Source organism: Streptomyces sp. NBC_01477 (assembly GCF_036227245.1).
GTDB lineage: Bacteria > Actinomycetota > Actinomycetes > Streptomycetales > Streptomycetaceae > Actinacidiphila.
The window spans coordinates 4,520,194-4,536,888 of the sequence record NZ_CP109445.1 but is presented as its reverse complement, the minus strand read 5'-3'; the positions used below and the strand labels follow the sequence as shown (position 1 = coordinate 4,536,888).

The following is a 16,695-nucleotide window of genomic DNA, read 5'->3' as shown; positions in this document are numbered from 1 at the left end:
GCGGGGCGTCGCCTGGCTGTCACCGTGCGCCCACGAAAAGCTCGCGGACCAAACGGGTGCACCGCTTGACGATCTCCTGGCAGCGGTTCAACGCTTCGGAAGACCCTCGCCCATCGGTAGGCAGGCGGCAGCAGCCATCGACAACTCGACCTCGATACGGTACGTGCGGCTAGGCCATCCGGTCAAACCCGACGGCGCGGCCCCGCCATTTGTACACAGCCTGTGGACAACGACTTGAACCACGCAGGCCGCGCTGATTACCGTGGCTGAACTCCGTACTCTTCCCGACCCTGCCGAGGTCCACACGTCCGCAGGAGTTCGCCGCACCACCTACGCAACTATGCAACCGAGAGAGCGTGCCCTGTGGCTGACGTATCTGCCGATCTTGCCGCAGTGTGGCCGCAAGTGCTCCAGAAGCTCCTGATGGACAGCGAGGACCTCAAGCCCACCCACGCGGAGTGGCTCCGGCGCATCCAGCCGCTGGCGCTGGTGGCCGGGACCGCCGTGCTCTCGGCGCCGAACGAGTACGCCAAGAAGATCCTCGAGGGCCAGCAGCTCAAGCAGCTGATCACGGATGTGCTCAGCCATGAGTTCGGTCACACCGTCGGGATCGCCATCGCCGTGGCCTCCGGCGGCGAGCAGGACCAGTCCGCGCCGCCGCCGGCGCTGCCCGAGCAGCCGCAGGGCGGGGCCGACCCGTACGACGAGGCGCCGCGGATGCGCCGGGGCTACCAGGATCAGCCGGACGGCGGTACGGACGGCTGGCCGCCGCGTACGTCCGACGACGGATGGCAGCAGCCCGGGCTCGGCAACTGGGGGGTGCCCTCCGGCGGCGGATTCCAGGACCGCAGGCAGGACCCGTACCCCGAGGCCCGGGACGGCCGCGACATCCGTGATCCGCGCGACCACCGGGACGACCGCGATCACCGCGACCCGCGCGGGGACCGGGACCGCTACCGCAGCGACCGCCTCGACGGCGGCTACCCGGCCGTACCGCACCAGGGGCACCCCGGCGACCGGCCGTACGGACCCGGCCCCGGGGGCGGCTACCCGCCGCAGCAGGCGCAGCCGCCGGCCGCCCGCCCCGAGCGGTCCTCCGCGGTCCCCGGCGGCGCGGGAGGCGGCGGTACGGGCGGCAGCGGCGGGGCCGTGGAGCCCACCGCCCGCCTCAATCCGAAGTACCTCTTCGACACCTTCGTGATCGGCGCCTCCAACCGCTTCGCGCACGCCGCCGCGGTCGCGGTGGCCGAGGCGCCGGCCAAGGCGTACAACCCGCTGTTCATCTACGGCGAGTCCGGTCTGGGCAAGACGCACCTGCTGCACGCGATCGGGCACTACGCGCGGAGCCTCTACCCCGGCACCCGGGTCAGGTACGTCAGCTCGGAGGAATTCACCAACGAGTTCATCAACTCCATCCGGGACGGCAAGGCGGACGCGTTCCGCAAGCGGTACCGGGACATGGACATCCTGCTGGTCGACGACATCCAGTTCCTGGCGAGCAAGGAGTCGACACAGGAGGAGTTCTTCCACACCTTCAACACGCTGCACAACGCCAACAAGCAGATCGTGCTGTCCTCGGACCGGCCGCCCAAGCAGCTGGTCACCCTGGAGGACCGGCTGCGCAACCGCTTCGAGTGGGGCCTGATCACCGACGTCCAGCCGCCCGAGCTGGAGACCCGGATCGCGATCCTGCGCAAGAAGGCGGTGCAGGAGCAGCTGAACGCGCCGCCCGAGGTGCTGGAATTCATCGCGTCCCGGATCTCCCGCAACATCCGGGAGCTGGAGGGCGCCCTGATCCGGGTCACCGCCTTCGCGAGCCTCAACCGGCAGCCGGTGGACCTGCAGCTCACCGAGATCGTGCTCAAGGACCTGATCCCGGGCGGCGAGGACTCGGTGCCGGAGATCAGCGGTACGGCGATCATGGCGGAGACCGCGGCCTACTTCGGGCTCGCGGTGGACGACCTGTCCGGCTCCTCGCGCAGCCGGGTGCTGGTCACCGCCCGGCAGATCGCCATGTATCTGTGCCGGGAGCTGACCGACCTGTCGCTGCCGAAGATCGGTGCCCTCTTCGGCGGCCGCGACCACACCACGGTGATGCACGCCGACCGGAAGATCCGCTCGCTGATGGCGGAACGGCGCTCGATCTACAACCAGGTGACCGAGCTGACCAACCGCATCAAGAGCTGACGCGGGCCGCCCCCTGTTCGATTACCCGCCGCCGCGGTCCTGTTGTCCACAGGACCGCGGCGATTTTGCTTTCCACACCCTGGGGACACCGGAGTTGTCCCGATACTCTCCACAGGCGGGGCGGCCGGCCCAGCGTCCGGGCAGCTCAGCGGGGTGTGGATATGTGGGTAACCGGCATCCACAGACTGTGGACAGACTGGTTGTCCACAGTGGTCCCCGACCGGTTGTCCACCGCTCGCCCACAGGCCAGGGCCGGTTGTGCACAGCCTGGAGCCACTTCTCCACACCTTTGTCCACTGTTCGGCAACGAAATGCGGTCCGTCCCCCCGGAGAGTGAAAGCCGTCACACCAACGTGGTGGATTGGCCTGGGGAGAACCTGGGTATTTCTGGGGATGGAGCTGGGGACAACCCCCGGTCACCTGTGCATGGGGTGTGCACAACTTTTCGCCGTCCACAGGGCACCCCGGTTGTCCACCGGCGCCGCCCACAGGCTCTGGGGATAAAAAACAGGGCCTGACCTGCGCGGGAACAGGTTATCCACGGTATCCACAACCCCTACTACTACGACTACACGTAGAGAAGGGGGAAACTGCTTCGAAGCGGGTCCTGTGCACAACTCGGCCCTCGCCGCCCGGCAGCCCGTGTCGCCGCTTGACGCCAAGCCGCTCCGAGTGACAGTCCTGTGCGTCAGACTGTTCCCCGACAGCTGGCAACAAGCAGGAGGCGGTTCCGGTGAAGATCCGGGTGGAGCGCGACGTACTCGCCGAGGCAGTGGCTTGGGCAGCCCGCAGCCTTCCGGCCCGCCCCCCGGTGCCGGTGCTCGCCGGACTGCTGCTCAAGGCCGAGGACGGCCACCTGAGCCTGTCCGGGTTCGACTACGAGGTCTCGGCCCGGGTCGCCGTCGAGGCCGAGGTGGACGAGGAGGGCACCGTCCTGGTGTCCGGCCGGCTGCTCGCCGACATTTCCCGGGCGCTGCCCAATCGCCCGGTGGAGATCTCCACCGACGGCGTCCGCGTGACCGTCGTCTGCGGCAGCTCCCGCTTCACGCTGCACACCCTGCCGGTCGAGGAGTATCCGGCGCTGCCCGCGATGCCCGTCGTGTCCGGCACCGTCCCCGGTGAGGTCTTCGCCGCCGCCGCCAGCCAGGTCGCCATCGCGGCCGGCCGCGACGACACCCTGCCGGTGCTGACCGGTGTGCGGATCGAGATCGAGGGCGACACGGTGACGCTGGCCGCCACCGACCGCTACCGCTTCGCGGTCCGCGAATTCCTGTGGAAGCCCGAGCAGTCCGACATCTCCGCCGTCGCCCTGGTGCCCGCCAAGACCCTCCAGGACACCGCCAAGTCGCTCACCAGCGGCGACACCGTCTCCATCGCCTTGGCCGGCTCCGGCGCGGGCGAGGGCCTGATCGGCTTCGAGGGCGCCGGACGGCGTACGACGACCCGGCTGCTCGAAGGCGACCTGCCCAAGTACCGCACGCTCTTCCCGACCGAGTTCGCCTCCGTCGCGGTGATCGAGACCGCGCCCTTCGTCGAGGCGGTCAAGCGCGTCGCCCTGGTCGCCGAGCGCAACACCCCGGTGCGGCTGAGCTTCGAGCAGGGCGTGCTCACCCTGGAGGCCGGCTCCAGCGACGACGCACAGGCTGTGGAGAGGGTCGACGCCAAGCTGGAGGGCGACGACATCTCGATCGCCTTCAACCCGACCTTCCTGCTGGACGGGCTGAGCGCGATCGACTCCCCCGCCGCGCAGCTGTCGTTCACCACCTCCACCAAGCCGGCGCTGCTCAGCGGCCGGGCGGCCGTCGATGCCGAGCCCGACGAGGCGTACAAGTACCTGATCATGCCGGTGCGGCTGTCAGGCTGAGCCCGCCCGCGGCGCCCGGTGCGGCCGACGTAGGCTCATCCTCAGGTCAGGTTCAGGGTCAGGCAGCAGCCGGCGTCCACCGCACACCCCGGGCGCCCGCGACGCTTCGAACGAAGGATGTGTGATGGAGCTCGGTCTCATCGGTCTCGGCAAGATGGGCGGCAACATGCGCGAGCGCATCCGCCGCGCAGGCCACACCGTCATCGGCTACGACCGCAACCCGGATCTCGCCGACGTCCACGGCCTCAAGGAGCTGGTGGACTCGCTCAAGGGGCCGCGTGTGGTGTGGGTGATGGTGCCGGCCGGCGCCGCGACCCAGTCCACCGTGGACGAGCTGGGCGAGCTGCTGTCCCCCGGCGACCTGGTGGTCGACGGCGGCAATTCCCGCTGGACGGACGACGAGAAGCACGCCGAGCAGCTGGCGGCCAAGGGCATCGGCTTCGTGGACTGCGGTGTCTCCGGCGGCGTCTGGGGCCTGGCCAACGGCTACGCGCTGATGTACGGCGGCAAGGACGAGGACGTCGCCAAGGCGCAGCCGATCTTCGACGCGCTCAAGCCCGAGGGGGACGCCGGCGCGGTCCACGCGGGCCGGGTCGGCGCGGGCCACTTCGCGAAGATGGTCCACAACGGCATCGAGTACGCGATGATGCAGGCCTACGCCGAGGGCTGGGAACTGCTCGAGGCGGTGGACTCGGTCACCGACGTCCGTGAGGTCTTCCGCTCCTGGAAGTCCGGCACGGTCATCCGCTCCTGGCTGCTCGACCTGGCCGTGGACGCCCTCGACAAGGACGAGCACCTGGGCGCCCTGCGCGGTTACGCCGACGACTCGGGCGAGGGCCGCTGGACGGTGGAGGCCGCGATCGACAACGCGGTGCCGCTGCCGGCGATCACCGCCTCGCTCTTCGCCCGTTTCGCCTCCCGCCAGGACGACTCGCCCCAGATGAAGATGATCGCCGCGCTCCGCAACGAATTCGGCGGCCACGCGGTCACTGCCGCCGAGTAGGCGGCCCGCACCACACAGCAAGCAGGGAGGTCGGCGCGGCGACGCGCCAAGCACGCGATGCACGTAGCGCACCTGTCGCTCGCCGACTTCCGCTCCTACGCCCGGGCCGAGGTCCCTCTCGACCCGGGCGTCACGGCTTTCGTGGGACCCAACGGGCAGGGCAAGACCAACCTGGTCGAGGCGGTCGGCTATCTGGCGACGCTGGGCAGCCACCGGGTGTCCTCCGACGCCCCGCTGGTGCGGGTCGGCGCCGACCGCGCGGTGGTACGCGCCCAGGTCGTGCAGGGCCCGCCGGCCGACGGTGAGCGCCGCCAGCTGCTGGAGCTGGAGATCAACCCGGGCCGCGCCAACCGGGCCAGGATCAACCGCTCCTCCCAGGTCCGCCCGCGCGACCTGCTCGGCATCGTCCGCAGCGTGCTGTTCGCGCCGGAGGACCTGGCGCTGGTCAAGGGCGACCCGGGTGAGCGCCGCCGCTTCCTCGACGAGCTGATCACCGCCCGCGCGCCCCGCCTGGCGGGTGTGCGCAGTGACTTCGAAAGAGTGCTCAAGCAGCGCAATACGCTGCTGAAAACCGCCGCGCTCGCCCGCAGGCACGGCGGCAAGGGAGCCGACCTGTCCACCCTGGACGTGTGGGACCAGCACCTGGCCAAGGTCGGCGCGGAACTGCTGGCCCACCGGCTCGACCTGGTGGCGGCGCTGCAGCCGCTGGCAGACAAGGCGTACGAGCAGCTGGCGCCCGGCGGCGGGCCGGTCGGCCTCGACTACCGCAGCTCGATCGGCGACGAGGCGATGGCGGGCGCCGGCAGCCGCGAGGAGCTCTTCCAGCGGCTGCTCGAAGCGCTCACCGCGACCCGCAAGCAGGAGATCGAGCGCGGGGTGACCCTGGTCGGCCCGCACCGGGACGACCTGCTGCTCAAGCTCGGCCCGATGCCCGCGAAGGGCTACGCCAGCCACGGCGAGTCCTGGTCGTACGCGCTGGCGCTGCGGCTGGCCTCCTACGAGCTGCTGTGCGCGGACGGCGGCGAACCCGTACTCGTCCTGGACGACGTCTTCGCCGAGCTGGACACCAGGCGCCGGGAGCGGCTGGCGGAGCTGGTGGCGCCCGGCGAGCAGGTGCTGGTCACCGCGGCGGTGGACGACGACGTGCCGGGAGTGCTGCGCGGGGCGCGCTTCTCGGTGGAGGACGGGACGGTGGTTCGGCAGTGAGCGACACAGTGGGCGGCGACGTGCCCCGGCAGCCCGCGCCCCCCGAGGCGTCGGGCGTGGACCTGGCGCGGGTGGCGCTGCGGGCGGCCAAGGAGCAGGCCAGGGCCAGGGGCGCCGCGGCCGTACAGAAGCGGCAGGCCAGGCGGGGCGGGCTGCGCAGCGGCGCCCGGGCGGACGGCAGGGACCCGCTGCCGCTGGGCGCGGCCATCAACCGGCTGATCACCGAGCGCGGCTGGGAGGCGCCGGCCGCGGTCGGCGGGGTGATGGGCCGCTGGCCGCAGCTGGTCGGCCCCGAGGTCGCCCAGCACTGCTCGCCCGACCGCTACGACGAGGAGGCGCGGGTGCTGACCGTGCAGTGCGACTCCACGGCGTGGGCGACCCAGCTGCGGCTGCTGGCGCCGACCCTGGTGGCCAGGCTCAACGCCGACCTCGGCCACGGCACGGTGAAGCTGCTCAAGGTGCTCGGCCCGGCGGGACCGGCCCGCAACTACGGCAGGCTGCGGGCGCCCGGCAGCCGCGGACCCGGCGACACGTACGGCTGACCGGGCCCGTTCGCGCAGCTGAGCGAACCGCCGCGGGGCCGCCGCCGTACGCACGGACGACCCATTTCGTACGCCCGCGCGAGCGCGGTGCCGCATGCCTGCTCAGCGTAGCCGGGCCTTGACAGCCGGAAGCCCTGGACGCCCGTGTGAGCGGTTTTGGAACCGGGGCCGCGTGTAGGGAGTCGGGCGGCGGCCGTTTTGGGCGGCACATGGGAAGGCAGGTACCGGCAAAGCCCCATTCATGTCGGCGCTACCGGTAGACTGGTGGACACAACCGCCCTCCCCTGGCATCGCGGCAGGGGTACCCCAGCGGAACATGTCGAAGACGCAGCCGATCCCGCCCCGCGGGACCCGGCTCGTGCTGTGCCAGAAAGGGCGCTTCGTGGCCGATTCCGGCAACCCCAACGAGAAGTCCAGCAAGTCCTACGACGCCAATGCGATCACCGTGCTCGAAGGCCTCGACGCGGTGCGCAAGCGGCCCGGTATGTACATCGGCTCGACCGGTGAACGCGGGCTGCACCATCTCGTGCAGGAGGTGGTCGACAACTCGGTCGACGAGGCGATGGCCGGCCACGCGGACACCATCGACGTGACGATCCTCGCCGACGGCGGCGTCAGGGTGGTGGACAACGGCCGCGGCATCCCGGTCGGCATGGTCGCCTCCGAGGGCAAGCCGGCCGTCGAGGTCGTCCTGACCGTACTGCACGCGGGCGGCAAGTTCGGCGGCGGCGGCTACGCGGTCTCCGGCGGTCTGCACGGCGTCGGCGTCTCGGTGGTCAACGCGCTGTCCACGCGCGTGGCGGTCGAGGTCCGTACCGAGGGCCACCGCTGGACGCAGGACTACAAGCTGGGGGTGCCGACCGCGCCGCTGGCGAAGAACGAGCCGGTCGAGGAGACCGGCACCTCGGTCACCTTCTGGGCCGACCCCGACATCTTCGAGACCACCGACTACTCCTTCGAGACGCTCTCGCGCCGCTTCCAGGAGATGGCGTTCCTGAACAAGGGGCTGCGGATCTCGCTGGTCGACGAGCGCGCCGACCACGTGGACGAGGAAGGCAAGCAGCTCGCCGTCTCGTACTACTACGAGGGCGGCCTGGTCGACTACGTGACGTACCTCAACTCGCGCAAGGGCGAGCTGATCCACCCCACCGTCATCGACATCGAGGCGGAGGACAAGGACCGGCTGCTCTCGGTCGAGGTGGCGATGCAGTGGAACAGCCAGTACAGCGAGGGCGTCTACAGCTTCGCCAACACCATCCACACCCATGAGGGCGGCACCCACGAAGAGGGCTTCCGCGCGGCGCTGACCACCCTGGTCAACAAGTACGCGCGCGAGAAGAAGCTGCTCCGTGAGAAGGACGACAACCTCAACGGCGAGGACATCCGCGAGGGTCTGACCGCGATCATCTCGGTCAAACTCGGCGAACCGCAGTTCGAGGGCCAGACGAAGACCAAGCTGGGCAACACCGAGGCCAAGACGTTCGTCCAGAAGGTCGTGCACGAGCACCTGACCGACTGGCTGGACCGCAACCCCACCGAGGCCTCGGACATCATCCGCAAGTCGATCCAGGCGGCCACCGCCCGGGTCGCCGCCCGCAAGGCGCGCGACCTGACCCGCCGCAAGGGCCTGCTGGAGTCGGCGTCGCTGCCGGGCAAGCTCAGCGACTGCCAGTCCAACGACCCGACGAAGTGCGAGATCTTCATCGTCGAGGGCGACTCGGCCGGCGGCTCGGCGAAGTCCGGCCGCAATCCGCAGTATCAGGCGATCCTGCCGATCCGCGGCAAGATCCTGAACGTGGAGAAGGCCAGGATCGACAAGATCCTGCAGAACACCGAGATCCAGGCGCTGATCTCGGCCTTCGGCACCGGGGTCCACGAGGACTTCGACATCGCCAAACTGCGCTATCACAAGATCATCCTGATGGCGGACGCCGACGTCGACGGCCAGCACATCAACACCCTGCTGCTGACCTTCCTCTTCCGCTTCATGCGTCCGCTGGTCGAGGCCGGACACGTCTACCTGTCCCGCCCGCCGCTGTACAAGATCAAGTGGGGCCGCGACGACTTCGAGTACGCCTACTCCGACCGTGAGCGCGACGCGCTGGTGGTGCTGGGCAAGCAGGGCGGCAAGCGGATCCGCGAGGACTCGATCCAGCGCTTCAAGGGCCTCGGCGAGATGAACGCGGAGGAGCTGCGGGTCACCACGATGGACATCGACCACCGGGTGCTCGGACAGGTCACGCTCGACGACGCGGCCCAGGCCGACAACCTGTTCTCGGTGCTGATGGGCGAGGACGTGGAAGCCCGCCGTTCGTTCATCCAGCGCAATGCCAAGGACGTCCGGTTCCTGGACATCTGAGTCGGCCCCCACTTTGGCCGTGTGAAAGGACAATCTGACAGCGATGGCCGACGAGACCCCCAACATCCCACCCGTGCCCGATGTCCCCGAGTCCGAGCGGGAACTGCGCAACGAGTCCGGCGGACTGCGTGTCGAGCCCGTCGGGCTCGAGACCGAGATGCAGCGCAGCTATCTCGACTACGCGATGTCCGTCATCGTCTCGCGCGCGCTGCCGGACGTGCGCGACGGCCTCAAGCCGGTCCACCGCCGGGTCCTGTTCGCGATGTACGACGGCGGCTACCGGCCCGAGAAGGGCTTCTACAAGTGCGCGCGCGTCGTCGGCGACGTCATGGGCACCTACCACCCGCACGGCGACTCCTCGATCTACGACGCGCTGGTCCGGCTGGCGCAGCCGTGGTCGATGCGGATGCCGCTGGTGGACTCGAACGGCAACTTCGGTTCACCGGGCAACGACCCGGCCGCGGCCATGCGGTACACCGAGTGCAAGATGATGCCGCTGTCCATGGAGATGGTCAGGGACATCGACGAGGAGACCGTCGACCTCCAGGACAACTACGACGGCCGCAACCAGGAGCCGACGGTCCTGCCGTCCCGCTTCCCGAACCTGCTGATCAACGGCTCGGCGGGCATCGCGGTCGGCATGGCCACCAACATCCCGCCGCACAATCTGCGCGAGGTCGCCGACGGCGCCCAGTGGTGCCTGGCCCATCCTGAGGCCTCCGCCGAGGAACTGCTCGACGCGCTCATGGAGCGCATCAAGGGCCCCGACTTCCCGACCGGCGCCCTGGTCGTCGGCCGCAGGGGCATCGAGGACGCCTACCGCACCGGCCGCGGCTCGATCACCATGCGGGCGATCGTCGCGGTCGAGGAGATCCAGAACCGGCAGTGCCTGGTCGTCACCGAGCTGCCGTACCAGACCAACCCCGACAACCTGGCGCAAAAGATCGCCGACCTGGTCAAGGACGGCAAGATCGGCGGCATCGCCGACGTCCGCGACGAGACCTCGTCGCGCACCGGCCAGCGCCTGGTGATCGTCCTCAAGCGGGACGCGGTCGCCAAGGTGGTGCTGAACAACCTCTACAAGCACACCGACCTGCAGACCAACTTCGGCGCCAACATGCTGGCCCTGGTCGACGGTGTGCCGCGCACCCTGTCGCTCGACGCCTTCATCCGCAACTGGGTGAACCACCAGGTCGAGGTCATCGTCCGGCGCACCCGCTTCCGGCTGCGCAAGGCCGAGGAGCGCGCCCACATCCTGCGCGGCCTGCTCAAGGCGCTCGACGCCATCGACGAGGTCATCGCGCTGATCCGGCGCAGCGACACCGTCGAGGTCGCGCGCGAGGGCCTGATGGGCCTGCTGGAGATCGACGAGATCCAGGCCAACGCGATCCTGGAGATGCAGCTCCGCCGGCTGGCCGCCCTGGAGCGGCAGAAGATCATCGCCGAGCACGACGAGCTGCAGGCGAAGATCAACGAGTACAACGCGATCCTCGCCTCGCCGGAGAAGCAGCGGCAGATCATCAGCGAGGAACTGCAGGCCATCGTCGACAAGTTCGGCGACGACCGGCGCAGCAAGCTGGTGCCCTTCGACGGCGACATGTCCATCGAGGACCTGATCGCCGAGGAGGACATCGTCGTCACGATCAGCCGTGGCGGCTACGTCAAGCGCACCAAGACCGAGGACTACCGCTCGCAGAAGCGCGGCGGCAAGGGCGTACGCGGCACGAAGCTCAAGCAGGACGACATCGTCGACCACTTCTTCGTGACCACCACCCACCAGTGGCTGCTGTTCTTCACCAACAAGGGCCGGGTCTACCGCGCCAAGGCCTACGAGCTGCCGGACGCCGGACGGGACGCGCGCGGCCAGCACGTGGCCAATCTGCTGGCCTTCCAGCCCGACGAGCGGATCGCCCAGATCCTGGCCATCAAGGACTACCAGGCGGCGCCGTATCTGGTGCTGGCCACCAAGTCCGGCCTGGTGAAGAAGACCGCGCTCAAGGACTACGACTCCCCGCGGTCCGGCGGCGTGATCGCCATCAACCTGCGGGAGGCCGAAGGGGAGGCGGGCGGCGTCGCGGGATCGGACGAGCTGATCGGCGCCGAGCTGGTCTCGGCGCAGGACGATCTGCTGCTGGTCAGCCGCAAGGCGCAGTGCATCCGCTTCACCGCCTCGGACGACGCGCTGCGGCCGATGGGCCGGGCGACGTCCGGCGTGAAGGGCATGAGTTTCCGCGAGGGTGACGAACTGCTCTCCATGAACGTGGTCAGGACCGGTACGTTCGTCTTCACCGCCACCGACGGCGGTTATGCGAAACGCACCGCGGTGGACGAGTATCGGGTGCAGGGCCGCGGCGGACTCGGCATCAAGGCGGCCAAGATCGTGGAGGACCGGGGCTCGCTGGTCGGGGCGCTGGTGGTCGAGGAGACCGATGAGATCCTCGCCATCACGCTGAGCGGCGGGGTGATCCGTACGCGGGTCAACGAGGTCAGGGAGACGGGCCGTGACACCATGGGCGTCCAGCTGATCAACCTCGGGAAGCGGGATGCCGTCGTCGGCATCGCGCGCAATGCCGAGGCGGAGGATGATCCGGAAGCGGCCGGCCTTGCCGGTGCCGAGGACGACGAGACCGCGCACGGCACCGAGCCCGTGCACGACAATGAGCACGACGACGAGCACGACATCTCGGCCGAGGGCGCGCAGCCCGCGGCCGGTGAACCGGAGGAGTAAGCCGTGAGTGGAGCCACGGGCGCCGCGGGTGGGGCCGGGAGGTCCGGGGGTGCCCGTGGCTCGGCCAACCTCAACGGCCCGGACGAGGGGGGATACGCCGTGACGGGCACCCGTCAGCCGGCCCAGCCGCATCAGCCGCCGCAGGCCTACGCGCCACCGCCGCCCGGCACACCGCCGGCGCCGCCCGGTGGCGCGCCGACCGGCCATGGCGGCCGCGGCACACCGGGTGGCGGTGGCGGGACGGGTGGAGCCGGCGGAGCCGGTTCGCCGGCCTCGGCCGGGGTACGCCGGCCGCGCCCGGCGGCCCGTACGGCGCCGCGCACCCGCAAGGCGCGGCTGCGGATCGCCAAGGCCGATCCGTGGTCGGTGATGAAGGTCAGCTTCCTGCTGTCCATCGCGCTGGGCATCTGCACGATCGTGGCGGTGGCCGTGCTGTGGATGGTGCTGGACACCATCGGCGTCTTCAGCACCGTCGGGTCCACGATCAGCGAGGCCACCACCTCGGAGCAGGGCGGCAAGGGCGGCTTCGACCTGGTGTCGTTCCTGTCCCTGTCCCGCGTCATGATGATCACCACGGTGATCGCGGTCATCGACGTGGTGCTGGCCACCGCGCTGGCCACGCTGGGCGCCTTCATCTACAACCTGTCGGCGGGCTTCGTGGGCGGCGTCGAGCTGACGCTGGCCGAGGACGAGTAGCCCCGCCGCCGGGGCCGCGCGTCACCGATTTTGGGACATGGCCCGCTGTGCGCTAATCTTTCGGTGCAGCGCGGGGCTATAGCTCAGACGGTTAGAGCGCTTCCCTGATAAGGAAGAGGCCCCAGGTTCAAGTCCTGGTAGCCCCACTCGCGCACGAGACCCCCGGTCGGACCGACCGGGGGTCTCGTCGTGTATCGGTCCGGGTATCGACGGTCCGTTCGGATGACGCGGGTGTGGCGCGCGGAAAACAGGGGTAGGGCATGCCGACCTCAGGTCACCGTTCGGTATCGGCTGCTGTGTATAGTCGGGCGGGTCAGAAGCTGTCCCCACGCATGAAGGAGGAGGTCACGCGATGAAGAAGTTTCTCCTGGTCGCACTGGCCGCCGTCGCCGGGCTGTTCGTTTACCGACAGATTCAGGCGGACCGCGCCGAGCAGGACCTCTGGACGGAAGCCACTGACGCTGTCCCGGCGGGTTCGGGCGCGAACGTGTGAGACGGCGGCGCGGCGCCGGGAGGTGCCGCGACCGCCCCGATGTCCCGGCCGCAGATGTGCGGCCGGGACTTTTGTTGTTGCAGGACCGTGACCGCAGCCGCTTGAGTTTGCGCCAGCAAATAATTTACTTTGCTTGAGCAAACCACCACGCGTGTGCGCGGAAACGAGGGGGAAGTGGCGCCATGAGACGACGACCACCGCCGGGGCGGATCCTGCTGCCGGCCGCCGGACTGCTGCTGGCTGGAGTGGGCCTGCTCGCGGGGGTGAGCCTGCTCACAGCTCCCGTGGCGTCAGCGGCGCCCCCCGCCCTCGGGAGCCAGGACGGCAGCCTCATCATGGTGCTGGACTCCTCCGGCTCCATGGCCGGCCCCGACGGCTCGGGGCACACCCGGATCCAGTCGGCCCGCACCGCCGTCGGCTCGGTCGTGGACTCGCTCCCCGACGGCTACCCGGCAGGACTGCGGGTCTACGGCGCAGGAAAGACCCACGGCTGCAACGACACCTCGCTGGCCCAGCCCGTCACCGCACTGGACCGGGCCGCGATGAAGCAGGCGGTGGCCGCCGTACAGCCCAAGGGCGACACCCCCACCGCGCTCGCCCTCACCAAGGCCGCGGCGGATCTGCCGGCGCAGGGGCGGCGGACGATCCTGCTGGTGTCCGACGGCGAGTCCAACTGCGGTGCGCCCAAGCCGTGCGAGGTCGCGGCCACACTCGCGGGCGACGGCCTGAACCTGCGGATCGACACGGTCGGCTTCCAGGTCGAGGGCGCCGCACGCGACGAGCTGGAATGCATCGCCAAGGCGGGCCACGGCGCCTATTACGACGCCCCGGACGCCGCCGCCCTCGGCCGCCAGCTGGTGCGCGCCTCGCAACTGAGCGCCGACGCCTACCGCATGGCGGGCGACCCGGTGACCGGCGGGGCGACCCCGGCGAAAGCCGCGGCAATAGGCCCCGGCCAGTACACCGACACCATCGGCCCCGGCGAGACCCGCTGGTACGCAGCCACCCTGGACGCGGCGAGCACCGCCGACCTGTCCGCGACGGCCGTCCCGCAGCCGGGCGTGCCGGTCGGCTACGGCGACGGCATCGAGCTCAAGCTGGCGGGGACCGGGACGTACGGGTACACCTGCGACTCGGACTCCGAGCACTTCGGCCAGGACGAGGGCGCGATGACGCTGACCGCCGCTGTGAGCCGGGTGCCCAGCCGCGACGGCAAGGACGACTGCGACACGGCCGGCCGCTACCTCTTCTCGGTGCACCGCACCACCGCGGCGGCCTCGGACCGCAGCCGCTGGCCGGTCGAGCTGCGCTTCGACAAGGAGGCGCCGCTGCCCGCCGGTACGGTCGCCGCCGCCGCGCGGACCGACTACGGCACGGCGCCCGCGCCGCTGACCGGCACTCCGAAGGACCTGACCGGCGGCACCGGCTTCAACGACGCCGCGGCGGTGACCAAGGGCGTCTGGCGCGACCGGCTGCTGCCCGGCCAGACCCGCTACTACAAGGTGCATCTCGGCTGGGGCCAGCAGCTCACCTACGCGGCCGAGTTCGCCAACGAGCCGGTGCTCGACGGCGCCTCGTCCGCCGCGTCGACCTTCGTGGCGACCACCGCCTACGCGCCCGGCCGGCTGCCGGTCGAGGACGCCTCCGACGCGCGGGACAACCGCTCCTACACCGGCTCGCCCGTGTCGGTGGGGCTCGGCACCGTACCGGTGACCTGGACCAACCGCTGGGTGGACGACGGCGACGCGGCCACCGTGCACAGCGCGGGCGACTACTGGATCGCGGTCGGCCTCGGCCCGGACGCCGCCCAGTTGGCCAGGAACACCGCGGTCGGCGTGATCCTGCGGGTCAACGTCACCGGCACGGAATTGGCGGGGCCGCAGTACCAGGCGCCCGCGCTGGCGTCCCACAGCGGCGCGGCACAGGGCGACGCGGCGAACGGCGGCACCAAGGGCGGCCAGGACGCGGCGGGCGGGCAGTCGGGCAACGGGCAGGACGCGGCGTCGTCCGCGTCGTCCGGCGGCGGGCTGAGGAGCATGGATCTGGTGGCAGCGGGTACGGGCGGCGCCGTCGCGCTCGCCGCAATAGGCGTGGCGGCGCTGGTGCACCGCCTGCGGAGCCGTACGACAAGGGGTGGGGCATGAGACGGGACACTTCGATGCGGCGCGGTACATATGCCGCGGCGGCTGCACGGCGCGGTACCCGTGCTGCGGCGGCACGGCGCGGTATATCCACCGCGGCCACCAAGCGCGGCACCTCTGCCGCGGCGGGCGTCCTACTGGCGCTGACCGCCCTCCAGGGGGTCCAGGGCGGGCCTGCCGCGGCCGACGACGGCACCCCCGCCGCGGGGCCCGGGGCGCCCGCGACCTGGCAGCCGCAGGGCACGGTGCTGGCGGGCGCGGCCACGACCGCGGACGCGCCCGCGATGAAGCCCGGCGTCACCTACCGCGACACCATCAAGGTCGGCGAGACCCGCATCTACGGCATCACGCTGGACGCCACGTCCTCCGCCTATGCCTCCGCCTTCGCCCTCCCCGCGCCCGGCACCCGCGTGGCCTATGGCGACGGCATCGAGCTGAAGCTGCAGAGCGCCGACGGTTCCGACTGCGACAGCACCGACGCGCACTTCCGGGACGACGGCGCGGTCCGCCCGGTCGGCAGCGCGGTGGCCCGGCTGATCGGCGTCGGCACCTCCTGCCAGGACGCCAACCAGTACACGCTGGCCGTGCACCGCACCAGCGCCGGCGCCTCCGACCCGGGCGCCTGGCCGCTGGAACTGCGCTACGTACTCGAACCGCCGCTCAAGGCCGGCGCCGCGGCCGGGCACGCGCCGGACGCCGGCACGGCATCGCCGACCCCGCTGACCAGCGGCACCCCGCGGCAGGCGACGGGCGGCACGTCGTTCGACACCGCGGCCCCGGTCAAGACCGGCATCTGGAAGGACAAGGTGCTGCCCGGCGAGACCCGCTTCTACAAGGTCCCGGTCGACTGGGGCCAGCAGGCGACCGTCTTCTCGGACTTCTCCAGCGCCCAGGTCACCGACAGCGCCGTCTACGTCGGCTCCGGGGTGCGGCTGACCGCCTACAGCCCGGTGCGCGAACTCATCGACGACGAGGCGCACTCGTACCTGGGCACCCCGACCTCGGTGCACGAGCAGCTCGCGCCGGTCTCGTACGCCAACCGCGCGGCCGACGACACCGCGGTCTCCCGGGTGCGGTACGCGGGCTGGTACTACTTCGCCGTCACCGTGCACCCGGACGTGGCCAAGGCCGTCAGCGGCGCCGTGCCGGTGACGCTGCGGGTCGACGTCACGGGCGCGACCCAGGACGCGCCCGCCTACGCCGGGGACCCGAAGGCCGCCGGGATCGGTGTCGATGCGCACGACGTGTCCGCGGCCGACGGGACGCCGCAGTCTGCCGCGTCCTCGTCGTCCGGCAACTCCGCGAAGCGGTTCCTGGGCTTCGCGGCGCTCGGCGCGGGGACGGTGCTGCTGCTGGCGCTCGCGGGCTGGTTCCTGACCGCGCGGCGGCGGGCGGCCACGCCCGACACCGTCACGCGGCAGTTGCCGCCGCAGTCCGGTTTCGGGCCGCCGCCGTCCTGGTGACGTCCTGACCGGT

At 70.8% G+C, this 16,695-nt stretch carries 11 protein-coding genes and 1 tRNA gene; all 12 read left to right on the top strand.

What is annotated here, in order from left to right:
• The first annotated feature begins 363 nt into the window (after positions 1 to 363).
• The 12 genes from dnaA to OHA86_RS18925 all read left to right on the top strand — a co-directional run bounded on the left by dnaA (position 364) and on the right by OHA86_RS18925 (position 16,682).
• Complete coding sequence (gene dnaA / locus OHA86_RS18980) at positions 364 to 2,187, top strand: chromosomal replication initiator protein DnaA (RefSeq protein WP_329176926.1); 1,824 nt, start codon at positions 364 to 366, stop codon at positions 2,185 to 2,187.
• A gap of 733 nt (positions 2,188 to 2,920) precedes the next feature.
• Positions 2,921 to 4,051 carry a DNA polymerase III subunit beta gene (dnaN, locus tag OHA86_RS18975; RefSeq protein ID WP_329176923.1) on the top strand — a complete coding sequence of 377 codons (1,131 nt, stop codon included), beginning with the start codon at positions 2,921 to 2,923 and terminating at the stop codon, positions 4,049 to 4,051.
• 124 nt (positions 4,052 to 4,175) lie between these two features.
• Positions 4,176 to 5,054 (top strand): phosphogluconate dehydrogenase (NAD(+)-dependent, decarboxylating), encoded by an 879-nt coding sequence (gnd, locus tag OHA86_RS18970; protein WP_329176922.1) that lies wholly within the window; start codon positions 4,176 to 4,178, stop codon positions 5,052 to 5,054.
• A gap of 57 nt (positions 5,055 to 5,111) precedes the next feature.
• Positions 5,112 to 6,260, top strand: a complete 1,149-nt coding sequence (gene recF, locus OHA86_RS18965; RefSeq protein ID WP_329176921.1) for a DNA replication/repair protein RecF — start codon at positions 5,112 to 5,114, stop codon at positions 6,258 to 6,260.
• Entirely contained in the window at positions 6,257 to 6,802 is a 546-nt protein-coding gene (locus tag OHA86_RS18960) for a DUF721 domain-containing protein (RefSeq protein WP_329176920.1), read from the top strand. Before recF ends, OHA86_RS18960 begins: the two co-directional genes overlap by 4 nt.
• A gap of 358 nt (positions 6,803 to 7,160) precedes the next feature.
• Entirely contained in the window at positions 7,161 to 9,161 is a 2,001-nt protein-coding gene (gene gyrB, locus OHA86_RS18955; RefSeq protein ID WP_329182468.1) for a DNA topoisomerase (ATP-hydrolyzing) subunit B, read from the top strand.
• Positions 9,162 to 9,204: 43 nt separating this feature from the next.
• Positions 9,205 to 11,889, top strand: a complete 2,685-nt coding sequence (gene gyrA, locus OHA86_RS18950) for a DNA gyrase subunit A (protein WP_329176918.1) — start codon at positions 9,205 to 9,207, stop codon at positions 11,887 to 11,889.
• A gap of 3 nt (positions 11,890 to 11,892) precedes the next feature.
• A complete protein-coding gene (locus OHA86_RS18945; protein WP_329176916.1) occupies positions 11,893 to 12,585 on the top strand; it encodes a DUF3566 domain-containing protein in 693 nt (230 codons plus the stop codon).
• Positions 12,586 to 12,657: 72 nt separating this feature from the next.
• A tRNA-Ile gene (locus OHA86_RS18940) sits at positions 12,658 to 12,731 on the top strand.
• 206 nt (positions 12,732 to 12,937) lie between these two features.
• Positions 12,938 to 13,078, top strand: a complete 141-nt coding sequence (locus tag OHA86_RS18935; protein ID WP_200804389.1) for a DLW-39 family protein — start codon at positions 12,938 to 12,940, stop codon at positions 13,076 to 13,078.
• A 182-nt stretch (positions 13,079 to 13,260) separates the two neighbouring features.
• Positions 13,261 to 15,222, top strand: a complete 1,962-nt coding sequence (locus OHA86_RS18930) for a vWA domain-containing protein (RefSeq protein WP_329176912.1) — start codon at positions 13,261 to 13,263, stop codon at positions 15,220 to 15,222.
• On the top strand, positions 15,219 to 16,682 hold the full coding sequence (locus OHA86_RS18925) for a hypothetical protein (RefSeq protein WP_329176910.1): 1,464 nt from the start codon (positions 15,219 to 15,221) through the stop codon (positions 16,680 to 16,682). The genes OHA86_RS18930 and OHA86_RS18925 overlap by 4 nt, the downstream gene beginning before the upstream one ends.
• Positions 16,683 to 16,695: the final 13 nt, after the last annotated feature.